This window comes from Chromobacterium haemolyticum (assembly GCF_002081825.1).
In the GTDB taxonomy this organism is placed as follows: Bacteria; Pseudomonadota; Gammaproteobacteria; order Burkholderiales; family Chromobacteriaceae; genus Chromobacterium; species Chromobacterium fluminis.
Genome location: NZ_MUKU01000028.1, coordinates 31126 through 45380 on the forward strand (window position 1 = coordinate 31126; position 14255 = coordinate 45380).

Here is a 14255-nt window from a genome sequence, read left to right on the forward strand (position 1 = left end):
ATGAGTCGAATCGAACCGTATCTGGGCTTCGCGCGCTTTCTTGCCCGGCGCATGGGCAGCCATCGCGTCGCGCAAGTGTCCGGCAGCCTGACCTTCACCACGCTGTTGGCGCTGGTGCCCTTGTTCACCATCGCCTTGACGGTGATTTCCGCGTTTCCAGTGTTCTCGGACCTGAGCACCCGTTTCAAGATCATGCTGCTGTCCACGCTGGTGCCGGAATTCGCCGGCAAGGTGATCACCGTCTATATGCGTCAGTTCGCCGACAACGCGGAGAAGCTGACCGCCGCCGGCATCGTGATGCTGGGCGTCACCGCGCTGATGCTGATGTCCACCATAGACCGCACTTTCAACGCGATTTGGGGCGTGCGTCGCGGGCGGCCGTTATTGCAGCAGAGCATGGTGTACTGGACGGTGCTGACGCTGGGGCCGCTGGTGTTGGGCGGCAGCCTGCTGGCCTGGCGCAGCCTGTTCAAGATCAGCAAGTTTGACCACGCGTTGCCGGTGTTGGCCAATATGGTGGAGGCCGGCGGATCCATCTTGCTGACCGCTCTGGTGCTGTCGCTGTTGTACCGCATCGTGCCCAACCGCTTCGTGCCGATCAAGCACGCCAGCATCGGCGCCTTGCTGACCGCGATCTTGTTGGAGGCCACGCGCGCCTTGTTCGGCTTCTACATCGGTCAGGTGGCTAATTATCAATTGGTGTACGGGGCTTTCGCCAGCATTCCGATTTTCCTGTTGTGGGTGTATTGCCTGTGGATGGTGGTGCTGAGCGGCGCGGTGTTCACGGCATCGCTGTCCTATTGGGAAGGCGACGCCTGGCGGCGGCGCTTTGAGCCTCGGCGGCGTTTTCTCGACGCGGTGGAGGTGTTGCTGCTGTTGGACGAGGCGCAGAACCGCGGGGAACTGCTGAGCCCGGTGAAGTTGCGCAGTCAGGTGAAGGTGGGCTACGACGAACTGGGCTGGGTGCTGGATATGTTGAGCTCCCGCGGTTTTGTTCAGAAAAGCCAGCGCGACGGCTGGGTGCTGGGCAAGAAGTTGTCGGCCATCTGCATGGTGGAGCTGTTCGAACTGTTCGTTTATCGCAGCGACAACTACCGCGACGACGATGTCGGCGCCGGCGTGGAAACCCTGTTGGGGCCGATGACGGCCGAGCTTCAGTCGGTGACGCTGGAGGATTTCGCCCGCCGCGTCGGCCGGAAATAATCGCGGTTGGCGTAGAAGGCCGGATCTTCGTTGTCCGGCCACCAGCCGGGAATGCCTAGCAGCGGCAGCGGCCACAGCGAGCGGGGGGCCGGCAAGAAGCCGTCGTCGTCCAGCCGCCGCGCCAGCGCCTCGTCCAAGTGCGCCAGACGGCGCGCCTCTTCCCAAGTAAAGAATTCCGCCGGCACCGCCAGCGGCAGCGCCTTGCCGCACCAGCCGATATGCGGCCGCAGGCCGACTTCGAACAGCGCGTGACCGATGGCGTGGACGCCGATGCGACGGTCCCAATCTTGGCGATGTTCCAGAAACAGGCGCTGCCATTCCATATTGTCCAGCATCCGGCTGAAAGCCGGGTCGGCGACGGCGACGATGACGCCGCATTCGTCCAATAGCGTGGCCGCGTCGCGCAGGGGGCCGCGCTTGGCCTCTCCGCGGGCGATGGCGCGCAGGTGGCGGCGGTTCAGCGCCTGTTTGCTCAGCGGCCAGGCCAGCCAGGCCAAGGCGTTGAACCAGTCGTGCCAATTGCCGCTGCGGGTGGGAATCTCTCCGGTATGGCCGATGTGCATCTCGTAATAGGCTTCCGGCTCTAGATCGCAGGCAAAGCGCAGCGCGGGCGGCAGCGCGTGTGGGCGTTGTCGCCGGTAGCGCTGCAGCAGCAGGTCGTAGTCCGCCTGCTCCGGCCAGGAAGCAGGAGCGATCAGCTCGGCGGCGTCGCGTACGGGCAGATATAGCGGGTGGGAGAGATAGTCGGTTTGCCAGGCGCTCACGGTGGACATCTTGGAAAGAGATTCAAGCCGGCATTTTAGCGCAATAGCAGTAATTCCTCGCCGCTGATGCAGTTGCGTCCGTTGTGCTTGGCCTGGTACAGCTGCTTGTCCGCCCGGCCCAGTACTTCGTCGATTTCAGTCTCGTCGGCGCGCAGCACGGCGACGCCTATGCTGACCGTGTATTGTAGAGAGCCTGCCTCACCGCCCGGCAGGCGCGCCTCTGCGACGATGCGGCGCAGGCGTTCCGCCGCCAGCAGCGCGTCTTCCATCCGCGTGTCAGGCAGTACCGCGGCGAACTCCTCGCCGCCCAGGCGGCCGCAGATGTCGGTGCTGCGCAGCACATTGCGGCAGCTTTGGGCAAAATGGACGATCACCTCGTCGCCCTTGGCATGGCCGTATCGATCGTTGATGTTCTTGAAGTGGTCCAGATCCATCATCAGCACCGTCAAGGACAATTGATAACGTCGGTTGCGCTCGATCTCGCGGCTGGACAACGCGATGAACTGGCGGCGGTTGCACAGACCGGTCAGTTCGTCCAGGGTGGCGAGCTGATAGAGTTTTTTCTCGTGGGCGTCGCGTTGCAGCGCGATGGCGATCAGATGCGTGCTGCGCTGCGCCAACTGCAGTTCTTCCGGCTCGGGTTGGCGCGGGTCAGGGTGGTAGATGGCGAAAGCGCCGAGCAGTCGGCGGTCGCTGGAGAAAATGGGCGTCGACCAGCAGGCGCTCAGGCCGAAGGGGGCCACCAGTTCGCGGTAGCCGGCCCAAAGCGGGCTATTGGCGATGTCGTCGACGATGACCAGGCTTTTGCGGTGGACGGCGGTGCCGCAGGAGCCGGCCTCCGGACCCACCGGCACTTGCTCCAGCAGTTTGCGATAGCCGGGCGGCAGGCTTTGGCCGGCCGCCAGCCGCAAGGTTTCTCCTGTGGCGTCCAGCAGCATGATGGAGCAGACGCCGCGATTCAACTGCGACTCCATCATCCGGCAGATCTGATTCAGCGTGTCTTGCAGCGGCGTATTGCCGGCGATCATCTCCATTACCGCGTTTTCTTCCGCCAGCAGACGTTCGCTCTGGCGGCTGTGGGTGATTTCGCGCTCCACCGCCAGAATGCTGCGCAGCTCGCCGCCCAGGCCGAATTCGGGGAACAGCCTCACCTCGAAAATGAAGCGCCGGGCGCTAAGGCTCAGTTCCAGTTCGAAGCAGCGAGCCTCGCCGCCGGAGATCAATCGCTCACACTCCTCGGCAAAACGCGCGCGCGCGGCTTCGGGCCAGGCTTTGTCGTGGACGCTGCGGCCGAGGTGTTCCTCGCGGGTCAGCGTCGAATAGCGGCTGACGCTGCGGTTGATGAATTGGCAGCGCAGCTCCAGATCGTAACGGGCGATGACGTCTTCCGAGTTTTCCACCAGGGTGCGGAATTCCTGTTCCCGGCGCAGCATCGCGGACTCGGCCAGCTTGCGCGCGGTGACAATCTGGCACAGCGCGTGGATATGGCTGATGCGGCCCACTTCGTCTTTGTGAAACTGGGTGCGTTGCTCCAGCCATTCCCAATGACCGTGAGCGTGACGCACGCGGAATTCCATGCCGCAGGCGCTTTCTTGTCTTTGCTCCGGGTGGCTTAGCAGGGCGGTGAACAGCGAGCGGTCTTCCGGATGAAGCAGCTCCAGCCAGCGTGAAAAAGCCATGCGCTCGGCGTCCACCGGCAAACCCAACAGGGCGTGCAGCGTTTGAGGTGCGCCGCGCACCGCTTGGCCGGCCAGGTCGAACTCCAGCAGACCCAGCCGCGCGTCCTGCAGCACTAAGCGCCAGTCTCCCAGTTCGCCGCCGGGGCCGTGGGCAGAGGGCTGTGTTTGTAGGCGCAACAAAAGATGGCCGGGGAGCGGGCAGGGCAGGGGAAAGGCCAGCAAATCGGCATGGGCCGCCAGCAGGCCGTCGCGATGGCCGGGGTGGCTCGGGTCCAGCAGCAGCGCGAGGTCGTGCCGGCTGAAGCCGTAACCGGTCAGACCGCCGTCTTGGCGCACGGGCACCGGCGCGTAGTCCGAGACGGCGAGGAGGCGACCGGCGGCGTCGGCCAGCGCCAGCGGCTGTCGGCTGTCCCGGACCTGCCGGCTGAGCGTGGCCAGCTGTCGTCGGCCTCGCCATGGCGGCAGGCCCAGCAGCGCCAGCAAGGGGACGAGAAGTGGCCAGCCGGCGAGCCAGTCCGGCGTCGCGGCTTGCGCGTAGTCGGCCCCGAACAGGCACAGCGAGCCCGCGGCGGCGAACAGTCGACGGTGCGGACTGGCCCGGCGGCGTAAGGCTGGGTTCAAGCGGTTCTCCGGAGGCGCGACGGCGCGCAAAGCTGCAATGATGGCATCAGGCGCAAAACAGGGCGCTTTTCGTAATATTGATAGCATTCGCCAGCGTCGTTTTTATGCAACAAATGCAGTATGCTGCAAACATTGTTGCGGAGCTGGCCAAATGGATTACTTCCCGATCTTCCTTAAATTGCAAGGCGCATCCTGTTTGCTGGTGGGCGGCGGCGAGGTGGCGCTGCGCAAAGCGCGGCTTTTGCTGTCCGCCGGCGCGGAACTGACGGTGGCGGCGCCGGCGTTGACGCCTGAGTTGGCCGAGATGGCGAGGCAGGGCCAACTGACGCATTTGTGCGCCTGTTTCGAGCCGGCCCAGCTGAGCGGCCGGCGTCTGGTGGTGGCCGCCACTAATGAGCGCGAGGTCAACCGCCAAGTTTCCGTGTCCTGTCAGGCCTTGAATATTCCCGTCAATGTGGTGGACGACCCTGAGCTGTCCAGCTATATCACTCCGGCCATTGTCGATCGTTCTCCCTTGGTGATCGCCGTGTCGACCGGAGGCGGGGTGCCGGTGCTGGCGCGCTTGATCCGCGGCCGGCTGGAAAGCCTGATTCCTAGCGGGTTTGGGCGGTTGGCACGTTTTGCCGCCGATTTCCGCGATCGGGTCAAGGCCGGCATTCCCGACGTTGAGCGCCGTCGGGCGTTCTGGGAGTCGGTGCTGGAGGGGCCGTTGGCCGAGGCGGTGATCAACGGCGACGAGGCCGCCGCCGAGCAGGCGATGGAGCGACGGCTGGAGGATGCCGGAGCGCAGACGGCGCAGGGCGCGGTCTATCTGGTGGGGGCGGGACCGGGTAATCCGGATTTGTTGACCTTCCGGGCGCTGCGACTGATGCAGCAGGCCGACGTGGTCTTGCACGACAATCTGGTGGCGCCGGAGCTGCTGGAGCTGGTTCGACGCGACGCCGAGCGCATTTACGTGGGCAAGGCCAGAGCCAACCATGCGTTGCCGCAAGGCGACATCAATCTCTTGATGGTAGAACTGGCGCAACAAGGCAAGCGGGTATTGCGGCTTAAGGGCGGCGATCCGTTCACCTTCGGCCGCGGCGGCGAGGAGATCGAGACGCTGGCGGCGCACGGCGTCGCCTTCGAAGTGGTGCCCGGCATTACCTCCGCCAGCGGGGCGGCGGCGTACGCAGGCATCCCGCTGACCCATCGAGATTACGCGCAGTCGGTGACCTTTGTTACCGGCCATAAGCAGGACGGCAGCATTCAGCTTGACTGGCCCGCGTTGACGCGGCCGGCTCAGACCGTAGTAGTCTACATGGGCGTGTCCACAGCCCAGGAGCTGTGCCACGCTTTCATCGAGCACGGCAAGCCGGCGACGACGCCGGCCGCCGCGGTGGAGTGGGCGACCACCGAGCGGCAGCGAACGGTAGCGGGCACGCTGCGGGATCTGCCGGAACTGATGTCCAAGCATCATATCGCTTCGCCCGCCTTGATCATTGTCGGCGAGGTGGTGGGATTGGCGGACAAACTGGGCTGGTATCGGACCCGGGTCTGTTGACGTTTGTTTTACCGTTGCGCTGGCCGAGAAAAGCGCGCTATACAAGGCGGAAGGCCGCGGTTTAAAGCTGACGCCGGCCGCCTCTGGCGGAATACTGCTGATACAATGGCGGACTGACGTGTTGATCAACCTTTTTGCTTCAGCGTTCCGGCCCCGCGCCGACGACGCTGCCAACATGAAGAATCTGGCATGGTAGGTGTATTGATAATCGCGCATGGCGACTTGGGGCGCAGTCTGGCGGATTGCGCCAGGCATATCCTGGGCCGAGAGCCGGAAAATCTGGCATTGATGGCGGTCGACAAGACCGATGACCCGGAAAGCAAGCAAGCCGAAGCCCAGTTGCTGGTGGACAGGCTGGACGCGGGCGACGGGGTGGTGATCCTGACCGATATGTATGGCGGCACGCCGTCCAATATCGCCAGCCGGCTGATTCGGCCGGGGCGAGTGGAGGCGGTGGCCGGGGCGAGTCTGCCCATGGTGGTCCGAGCCTTGTGCTATAGCAGCCAGCCGTTGGAAATCGTTGTGAGCAAGGCGATCACCGGCGGCCTGGAGGGCGTGCTTTATATTATTCCGGGGGAAGGCAATGCTGCGAATTGAAGTGGAAATCATCAACAAGCTCGGCTTGCATGCCCGCGCCTCCAGCAAGTTCACTCAACTGGCCAGCCGCTACAAAAGCGATATCTTCATTGCGCGCAACAATCGCCGTGTCAACGGCAAGAGCATCATGGGCGTGATGATGCTGGCGGCGGCCAAGGGAGCGACCGTGGAGCTGGAGGTGAGCGGGGAGGATGAGCAAGTGGCGTTGGACGCTCTGGTGGCCCTGATCAACAACCGATTCGACGAAGCCGAATAAGCCGGAGCCTGAGGACGGGACGATGAGCATCATCCTGCACGGGGTGGCCATAGGCGGCGGCATTGCCATTGGCCGTGCCCATTTGATTTCGCGCAGCATGGACGATGTCGCGCACTATCTGCTGGAAGACGAGGAAGTCCCGGCGGAATTGGCGCGCTTCGATGAAGCCATCCGCGACACTCGCAAAGAGCTGGAAATGTTGTGGGGCAGCATTCCAGAGAACGCGCCGGCGGAGCTGGGCGCCTTCCTGTCTTTGCACATCATGCTGTTGGGCGACGTCACCATCTCGCGCGAGCCGCGCGAAATCATTGAAAAACAGCGTTGCAACGCCGAGTGGGCGTTGAAGCTGCAATGCGAGTCCTTGGTCGAGCAGTTCGACGCGATCGAGGAAGACTATCTGCGCGAACGCAAGAACGATGTGCTGCAAGTGGTGGAGCGCATCTTCAAGAACCTGGACGGCGACGTGCCGCAACTGCCGGCGCCGGAAGATCTGGTCGACGACCACATTCTGGTGGCGCACGATCTGTCGCCGGCCGACATGGTTTATTTCAAGGACTCCAATTTCGCCGCCTTCGTCACTGATGTCGGCGGCGCCACCTCGCATACCGCGATTCTGGGACGGAGCCTAGACCTGCCGTCCGTGATCGCCTTGCATCATTCGCGAGAGCTGATCCGCGAAGACGAACTGATCATCGTCGATGGCCTGCAAGGCGTGGTGATCATCAATCCTGACGATTTGGTGCTGGCGGAGTACCGCCGCCGGCTGCGCGCCTGGCGCGACGCCCGGCGCAAGCTGTCGTCTATCCGCAAGTCCAACGCCAAGACACAGGACGGCACCGCGATCGAATTGCTGGCCAATATCGAGCTGCCGCAGGACGTGGAAGACGTGCGCAAGTCCGGCGCGGTGGGCGTGGGCTTGTTCCGCAGCGAATTCCTGTTTCTGGGCCGCGACACTTTGCCGGACGAGGACGAGCAGTACGAGGCCTACCGGCATGTGGCGGAAACCATGAAGGGTTTGCCGGTGACCATCCGCACCATGGATCTGGGCGCGGACAAGAACCCGAAATGGCTGAACCACGCGGTGGCGGACAATCCGGCGCTAGGCCTGACCGGCATCCGTCTATGCCTGGCCGAGCCGCTGATGTTCCGCGAGCAATTGCGAGCGCTGCTGCGCGCCTCGGTGCACGGCAAGATCAAGGTCTTGTTTCCGATGGTGAATTCGCTGCCGGAACTGAAACAGGCGTTGGCGCAATTCGAATACGCCAAGCAGGAGCTGCGCGAGGAGAAGGTCGCCTATTCGGAAGAGATCGAAGTGGGCGCGATGATAGAAATCCCGTCGGCGGCGCTGGTGGTGGGCAGCTTTCTCAAACATATCGACTTCCTATCGGTGGGGACCAACGATTTGATCCAGTACACGCTGGCGATCGACCGCAACGACGATTCGGTCAGCCATTTGTACGACCCTATCCATCCGGCGGTGTTGAAGTTGATCCTGCACACCATCAAGGCCGGCATCAAGGGCGGGGTGCCGGTGTCGGTGTGCGGCGAGATGGCCGGCGACGCCAGACTGACGCGTTTGCTGCTGGGCATGGGTCTGCGCAAGTTCTCCATGCATCCGGCCAACCTGCTGGCGGTCAAGCAACAGGTGCTCAATACTCACCTGGATCAGATCGCGCCGATTACGGCGCGCATGCTTAGAAGCGAAGACCCTGATAAAATCGCCGATCTTTTGCAACAATTGAATGCCGAGCCGGGTGTCTGATCCGGCTTTTTCCTTTCTTATGCTGAACGATCCCATCGACCTGAACGCCGTGCGGCGGGTGCTGGTCATCAAGCTGCGCCACCACGGCGACGTGCTGCTGACTTCTCCGCTGTTTTCCGCGCTGCAACAGCAGGCACCGCATCTGGAGATCGATGCGCTGGTCTACCATGACACCCGGGAAATGCTGAGTCTTCACCCGGCTATTGCGCAACTGCACACCATAGATCGCAATTGGAAAAAATTGGGGCCGCTGGGCCAGTGCCGCGCTGAGCTGGGTTTGCTGAGCCGTTTGCGCGCCCGCGGTTACGATCTTGTGATCACGCTGACCGAGCATAATCGCGGGGCTTGGCTGGCGCGCCTGCTTGCGCCGCGCTGGTCTGTGGGCCCGCAGGGCCCTTACGGCCGCTTCTTCAAAAAGAGTTTCACCCACCGCTATCTGCAGGTGCCGGGCAATCGCCGCCACACTATTGAGATCCATTTGGACGCTCTGAGGCGCATCGGCGTGTATCCGGACGCAAGCCAGCGCGAGCTAGTGTTGGTGCCGGGGCACAACGCCGAGGCCACGCTGGCGGCCAAGCTGGCCGAGCGCGGTTTGCGGCCCGGCGCTTACATCCTGGTGCACCCGACCTCGCGCTGGTCGTTCAAGAGCTGGCCGGCGGAGAAAATGAGCGCCTTGATCGACGCCTTGAGCGCGCGCGGCGAACAACTGGTCTTGTCGGCCGCGCCGGGCGCGGAAGAAATGGCGATGATCGCCGACATCGAAGCGCGGCTGGAACGGCCGGTGGCCAGCCTGGCCGGCGCGCTGAGCTTGAAGGAGTTGGCGGCGGCAATAGACCAGGCGCGCTTGTACATCGGCGTGGACTCGGTGCCCATGCATATCGCCTCGGCGATGAAGACGCCTTGCGTCGCCTTGTTCGGCCCGTCTGGGGATATTGAATGGGGTCCGTGGCAGGTGCCGAACCGGGTGGTGTCGAAGCCTATGGCCTGTCGCCCCTGCGGCAACGCCGGTTGCGGCGGAGGCTGGCAAAGCGAATGTCTGCAACGCATCAGTGTGGACACGGTGCTGGCGGCGGTGGACGCGGTCTTGAAGGAAAGCGCATGAAGCGGCTGGCGATTATCCGGCAGAAGTACAATCCGGCGGGCGGCGCGGAACGCATCGTCAGCGCTATCGTCAAGCAATTGCAGACCGGCGGGGAGTTCCGTCCGCTATTGATCAGCCGCAATTGGGAGAGCCTGCCGGGCGTGGAAACGGTGGGGGTCAAGCCGTTTTATCTGGGCAGCGTTTGGCGCGATTGGAGTTTTGCCAGCGCGGCGCGCGCCGCATGGACGCAGGCCGGCGCCGATCTGGTGCAATCGCACGAGCGTATTCCCGGCTGCCATGTGTTTCGCGCCGGCGACGGCGTGCACGCCGCTTGGCTGGACGCGCGGCTGGAGGGCGCGTCCTGGTGGCGGCGCTTGGCCACCTTCTGTAACCCTTACCACCATTACATGTTGCGCACCGAACGAGCGATGTTCCGGCATCCGGCATTGCGGGCGGTGATCTGTAATTCGGCCTTGGTGCGCGACGACGTGGTGGGCCGTTTCGGCGTGGACCCGAGGCGTTGCGTAGTGATCCACAACGGCGTGGACAGTAACTTTTTCAATCCGGCGGCAGCGCGCGAGCAGCGGGAGTCGTTGCGCGAGCGCTACGGCATTCCGTCGAAGGCGCCGGTGTTGGTCTATGTGGGGTCCGGTTTTGAGCGCAAGGGCGTGGCGCAGGCGCTGCGCGCCGTCGCGCCGCACGCCGCCGTGCATCTGGTGGTGGTGGGCGGAGACAAGAAGCTGGTGCGCTATCAGCGGCTGGCGGCCCGGCTGGGCCTGTCCGAGCGGACGCACTTCACCGGTCCGCAGCGCGATGTGCGCAGCCATTACGGACTGGCGGACGGCTTCATCCTGCCGACGCTTTACGAGCCGTTTGGGTCGGTGGTGATCGAGGCGATGGCCTGCGGTTTGCCGGTGCTGACCAGCACGCGTTGCGGCGGCGCGGAGCTGCTGGAGCCGGGCGTCACCGGCTGGTTGGCCGCGGCGGGAGACGCCGCCGCCTGGCAAGACAATGTGGCGGCCTGGCTGGCCGCGCGCGCGGACTGGCCGCGCAGCGGCGAGCTTGCGCGCGCGCGGGTGGCGGGTTTGAGCGAGGGCACGATGGTGGCGCAGATGCTGGCCTTGTACCGGGAGCTGTCGCTTGGCGACGGCGAAGGCGGGGCCGGAGAATGAGGCCGGGACGTTTTCCCGGGCGTTTGCTGATTTTCACGGCGCTGTTGCTGAGGCTGCCCTGGCAATGGCTGCGCCGCAAGCCGGATCCCGAGCGCACGCGCCGGGTATTGATCCTGCATCAGTTTCTGCTGGGCGACGCCTTGATGGCGACCAGCTTGCTGGCCAAGGCGCGCGAGCGTTTTCCCAAGGCGGAGATCGTGTTGGCCTGTCCGCCGGGACAAGCGCCGCTGTATGCGTCGCGGCCGTACGGCATTCGGCCGCTGCCCTGGCAGCCGCGCGACTTCGCCTCGATTCGGCGCTTGTTCGCCGAGGCGCGTTTCGATATCGCCTACCTGATGGGTGAAAACAGGCTGAGTTTCCTGGCGCGCGCGATGGGTGCTCGCTGGATAGTGGGCTTTGCCGGGGAAACGCCGCTTTATAAAAACTGGCTGTTGGACGAGGCGGTGCCGTACGCCGGGCAGCCGGAAGCCTGGACCGACACCGCCTCCCGTTTGATCGATGGGCCCGAGCCCCGGCTGTTTCGTTTGCAGGATTGGCCGACGGCTGCAGAAGGGTTGCCGTCCTTACCGGCACGTTTCGTCGTGCTGCACGTCGGCGCGAGTTCGGCAACCCGCTTTTGGCCTGCATCCAGCTGGGAGCAGGTCGCCGCCACAGCGCGGGCTTGCCGGTGCGCGGTAGTGTGGTCGTGCGGGCCCGGGGAGCAGCATTTGCTATCGGCCATCGAGGTGGGGCCGGACGATATCGTCATGGCCGGCACGCTGAGCCTGGTGCAATTGCGTGATGTTTTGAGCCGTGCCAGAGCCTGCGTATGCCCGGACACCGGCATCGCGCATCTGGCCAAAGTGGCGGGCGCGCCCTTGCTAATGCTGTTCGGGCCGGGTAGCGAGACCTTGTTCGGCGCGAGCCGTTTTTTCTCCGGCTTTACCTGCGTTGGCGTCGGCCCTGCGTGGTTTCCTTGCCGCAATCAGCGCAGCGTGCATTATCGCGATGTCGATTGGGCCTTGCGTTGTTTTAGAAAATTTGGCGATCAGGCCGGCGAATGCCGCCAGGCGCAATGTATGGCTGCGATACCTGTCGGGCTGGTGGCCGAGACCTTGGAAAAACTTCTGCATGAATGATCATCTGAGTATTGAGCCGCGCTGGCATGGCCGCTTGGCTATCGGCCTGTCCTTGTTGTTTCTGACCTTGGCAAATGTGTCCCACACGATCGCGTTGCGTTATGTGATCTTGTTGTTGATGCTGGTTCTGGTGGCGAAAAACTATGCCGACCTCAAAAGCGGCTGGCGCGAGCAAGGCCGGCCGTTGACGGCCATGGGCGCGTTCTTACTATACGCCTTGCTTCACACCCTATTGCTTTCGATGTGGCCGGAAGCCTCCGTCAGCGAATTCCGCAGCCAGCTATTGATCGGGGGCTTGTGGTTTGTGGCTGGCTTGGCTTTGTTCCGCCCCCCTCGGCGCTGGACGATTTCGGATTTGGTCATCACTGCCGGTTGCGTATTGGCCTTGGTCGAGTTTGCCCATGGCGCTTTCGTCTATCTGACTACGGGCTTGTGGCCGTATATGGAGGCGTTTACCACGGCTACCAAGCTTGAATTCACCTTCTTTATGAATTTCGTGTTGGCGTTTATCGTGGCGGCTTATTGCCTGGGGCGAGGTGCTAGACGAAAGATCACGCATATTCCTAGTTGGGGACTGAGTTGTGCCGCTGCCTTGATTCTGTTTGTCAGCCTAAAGGCCGGGGCACGTAATGGCATGATTGGCCTTGTTTACCTGATGCTGTCGATGTTGCTTGTTTATACAGTATTTGAAGGTGTCAAGATTGGTTGGGGCAAAGCTCTGGCTATTGGGGCACTAGTCCTGGTCGGTGCCACTAGCATTACGATTTACACTGTGCGGCAAGATAGCCGCAATCAGATATTCTTTGAGTCGGCCACTGCGGGTTGGCATTATGCCGATACTAAAGCCTGGTTGCGGATGGAGCCTCAGCCCAAATTGTCAAATGGCATGGATGTGGATGGTTCCGCCTATGAAAGGGTCGCTTGGATTCATAGCGGCCTGGACCTTATCGCGGCCAAGCCCATGGGCTATGGCTATAGCCGCAATGCGTTCACCAATGCGCTAACGGCGACGGGCCATCCCAATCAGGTCGGTCACAGCCACAGCGGTTTCATTGATCTGGGCGTGGGTTTGGGCGTGGGCGGCATCGCGCTATGGCTGGCGTTTTGCGGCGTGCTGATCTGGACCGGTTATCGGGCCTTCCGTCTGAGGCGCGATACGTTGGGGCTGGTGTTGATGCTGGTGACTTGCGGTTTTCTTGGACGCATGTTGCTGGAAAGCGTGAACAAGGATCATATGCTGCATATCTTCCTGTTCACCGCCGCCGCCCTGTTGGCGGAGCTGAGACAGCGTGAGAAAGGCGCCGCGCATGCGTGATTGGGTGCTGTTCACCGAGTCCTCTCCCAATGTCGGCGGACAGGAACTGCAGCTGATGCAGCAGATGCGCCTGCTGGGTGAGCGTGGCTTTCGCCCGGTGCTGGCCTGTAGGCCGCAGACGAGGGTGATGGAGGTGGCGTGCCAGCGCGGGCTGGAAGTCTTGCCGCTGCGTTTTCGAAACAGCCTCCACATGCCATCGATTTTGGGCTTAAGCGCCTGGATGCGCCGTCATCGTCCGCGGCTGGCCATTTGCCACAGCGGTCACGACAGTAATAATCTGGCTATTGCCGCGCGGCTGATGGGTCGCTGCCGGCCCTTTCTGCTGCGCTCGCGCACTTATCAGCCTGGCCAGGCTTCGGCCTGGAGCTATAACCAGCTGATGGACGCGACCATGTTGCCCAGCGCTTATCTGAAGCGCTGTTTGCTGGAGAATCCGGCAATCCGTCCCGAAAAGCTGCACGTGGTCTATCCCGGCATCGATTTCGACGCTTTGGATCAGGCCGCCGCGCTGCCCTTGCCGCCAGAGTTGGAGCTGTGGCTGTCCCGTTCCTCCGGACCTTTGCTGGTGCAAGCGGCGATGTTGCGCGGGGAAAAAGGGCATAGGACGGTGTTGGCGGCCTTGGACTTGCTGAGAGACAAGTGGCCGGACGTGCGTTATCTGATTGCCGGAGAAGGGCCGGAGCAGCAGGCGATCGCCGGGCTGGCGCGGCAGTTGGGTTTGCAGGATAGAGTGTTGTTGGCTGGGGTGGTGAGCCCGGTGGCCGCCTTGCTGGAGCGCGCCGACCTGGTATTGATGCCGTCCAGCTACGAGCCCTTGGGCATGTCGCAGATCGAGGCGCTGGGTCTGGGCGTGCCGGTGATCGCCAGCGACACCGGCGGCATCCCTGAGACCATGAGTCATGGCGAAACCGGCATGTTGGCGCCGCCGGGAGACGCTCCCGCCTGGGCTTCGGCGATTGATCTGGCGCTGAGCCAGCCGGCAATGATGAAAATCTGGGCCCAAGCCGGGCGCGCCGATGTGCGTTCGCGCTTTGCGCCGGAACAAAACCTTCGGGGTATCCTGGAACTCAGCGGCTTGAACGCTCCGGGGATTTGATGCTCTGACTTATGACCGCCCCGTGGGCGCGGGCGTTGGATGATAGAA

Annotated in this window: 12 protein-coding genes; 10 read left to right on the forward strand and 2 right to left on the reverse strand. The window is 63.1% G+C overall.

From position 1 onward, the window contains the following. Window positions 1-1203: a YihY family inner membrane protein gene (locus B0T39_RS17945; protein WP_081548991.1), complete on the forward strand. Its 1203-nt coding sequence runs from the start codon at window positions 1-3 to the stop codon at window positions 1201-1203. On the opposite strand, the gene B0T39_RS17950 is transcribed toward B0T39_RS17945, so the two are convergent. Next, entirely contained in the window at window positions 1155-1976 is an 822-nt protein-coding gene (locus B0T39_RS17950; RefSeq protein WP_439896896.1) for a DUF3025 domain-containing protein, read from the reverse strand. The two genes, B0T39_RS17945 and B0T39_RS17950, sit on opposite strands and share 49 nt — an antisense overlap. Before the next feature lie 26 nt (window positions 1977-2002). After that, complete coding sequence (locus B0T39_RS17955; RefSeq protein WP_141111293.1) at window positions 2003-4267, reverse strand: sensor domain-containing diguanylate cyclase; 2265 nt, start codon at window positions 4265-4267, stop codon at window positions 2003-2005. Between the two features lie 151 nt (window positions 4268-4418). On the opposite strand from B0T39_RS17955, the gene cysG reads away from it, so the two are divergent. The 9 genes from cysG to B0T39_RS18000 all read left to right on the forward strand — a co-directional run bounded on the left by cysG (window position 4419) and on the right by B0T39_RS18000 (window position 14207). Continuing rightward, a complete protein-coding gene (gene cysG, locus B0T39_RS17960; protein ID WP_081548995.1) occupies window positions 4419-5810 on the forward strand; it encodes a siroheme synthase CysG in 1392 nt (463 codons plus the stop codon). A 201-nt stretch (window positions 5811-6011) separates the two neighbouring features. Next, window positions 6012-6407, forward strand: a complete 396-nt coding sequence (locus B0T39_RS17965; protein WP_240315001.1) for a PTS sugar transporter subunit IIA — start codon at window positions 6012-6014, stop codon at window positions 6405-6407. Further along, the gene (locus B0T39_RS17970; RefSeq protein WP_019100446.1) at window positions 6394-6663 is read left to right on the forward strand and encodes an HPr family phosphocarrier protein; all 270 of its coding nucleotides are present in this window, start codon (window positions 6394-6396) and stop codon (window positions 6661-6663) included. The genes B0T39_RS17965 and B0T39_RS17970 overlap by 14 nt, the downstream gene beginning before the upstream one ends. Window positions 6664-6685: 22 nt before the next feature. Beyond that, window positions 6686-8425 carry a phosphoenolpyruvate--protein phosphotransferase gene (gene ptsP / locus B0T39_RS17975; RefSeq protein ID WP_081548997.1) on the forward strand — a complete coding sequence of 580 codons (1740 nt, stop codon included), beginning with the start codon at window positions 6686-6688 and terminating at the stop codon, window positions 8423-8425. A gap of 19 nt (window positions 8426-8444) precedes the next feature. Then, window positions 8445-9527, forward strand: coding sequence for a putative lipopolysaccharide heptosyltransferase III (gene rfaQ, locus B0T39_RS17980; protein WP_081549056.1), 1083 nt, complete (start codon window positions 8445-8447; stop codon window positions 9525-9527). Next, window positions 9524-10678: a glycosyltransferase family 4 protein gene (locus tag B0T39_RS17985; RefSeq protein ID WP_081548999.1), complete on the forward strand. Its 1155-nt coding sequence runs from the start codon at window positions 9524-9526 to the stop codon at window positions 10676-10678. The genes rfaQ and B0T39_RS17985 overlap by 4 nt, the downstream gene beginning before the upstream one ends. Then, entirely contained in the window at window positions 10675-11796 is a 1122-nt protein-coding gene (locus B0T39_RS17990; protein WP_081549001.1) for a glycosyltransferase family 9 protein, read from the forward strand. The genes B0T39_RS17985 and B0T39_RS17990 overlap by 4 nt, the downstream gene beginning before the upstream one ends. Beyond that, window positions 11789-13111 (forward strand): O-antigen ligase family protein, encoded by a 1323-nt coding sequence (locus tag B0T39_RS17995; protein WP_176219598.1) that lies wholly within the window; start codon window positions 11789-11791, stop codon window positions 13109-13111. The genes B0T39_RS17990 and B0T39_RS17995 overlap by 8 nt, the downstream gene beginning before the upstream one ends. Beyond that, window positions 13104-14207 carry a glycosyltransferase family 4 protein gene (locus tag B0T39_RS18000; RefSeq protein WP_081549005.1) on the forward strand — a complete coding sequence of 368 codons (1104 nt, stop codon included), beginning with the start codon at window positions 13104-13106 and terminating at the stop codon, window positions 14205-14207. Before B0T39_RS17995 ends, B0T39_RS18000 begins: the two co-directional genes overlap by 8 nt. The last annotated feature ends 48 nt before the right edge of the window (window positions 14208-14255 follow it).

Coding starts and splice junctions, on each gene's coding strand:
- B0T39_RS17945 (WP_081548991.1), top strand. CDS start 1: ATGAGTCGAATCGAACCGTATCTGGGCTTCGCGCGCTTTCTTGCCCGG.
- B0T39_RS17985 (WP_081548999.1), top strand. CDS start 9,524: ATGAAGCGGCTGGCGATTATCCGGCAGAAGTACAATCCGGCGGGCGGC.
- B0T39_RS17970 (WP_019100446.1), top strand. CDS start 6,394: ATGCTGCGAATTGAAGTGGAAATCATCAACAAGCTCGGCTTGCATGCC.
- B0T39_RS18000 (WP_081549005.1), top strand. CDS start 13,104: ATGCGTGATTGGGTGCTGTTCACCGAGTCCTCTCCCAATGTCGGCGGA.
- rfaQ (WP_081549056.1), top strand. CDS start 8,445: ATGCTGAACGATCCCATCGACCTGAACGCCGTGCGGCGGGTGCTGGTC.
- B0T39_RS17995 (WP_176219598.1), top strand. CDS start 11,789: ATGAATGATCATCTGAGTATTGAGCCGCGCTGGCATGGCCGCTTGGCT.
- B0T39_RS17950 (WP_439896896.1), bottom strand. CDS start 1,976: ATGTCCACCGTGAGCGCCTGGCAAACCGACTATCTCTCCCACCCGCTA.
- cysG (WP_081548995.1), top strand. CDS start 4,419: ATGGATTACTTCCCGATCTTCCTTAAATTGCAAGGCGCATCCTGTTTG.
- B0T39_RS17990 (WP_081549001.1), top strand. CDS start 10,675: ATGAGGCCGGGACGTTTTCCCGGGCGTTTGCTGATTTTCACGGCGCTG.
- ptsP (WP_081548997.1), top strand. CDS start 6,686: ATGAGCATCATCCTGCACGGGGTGGCCATAGGCGGCGGCATTGCCATT.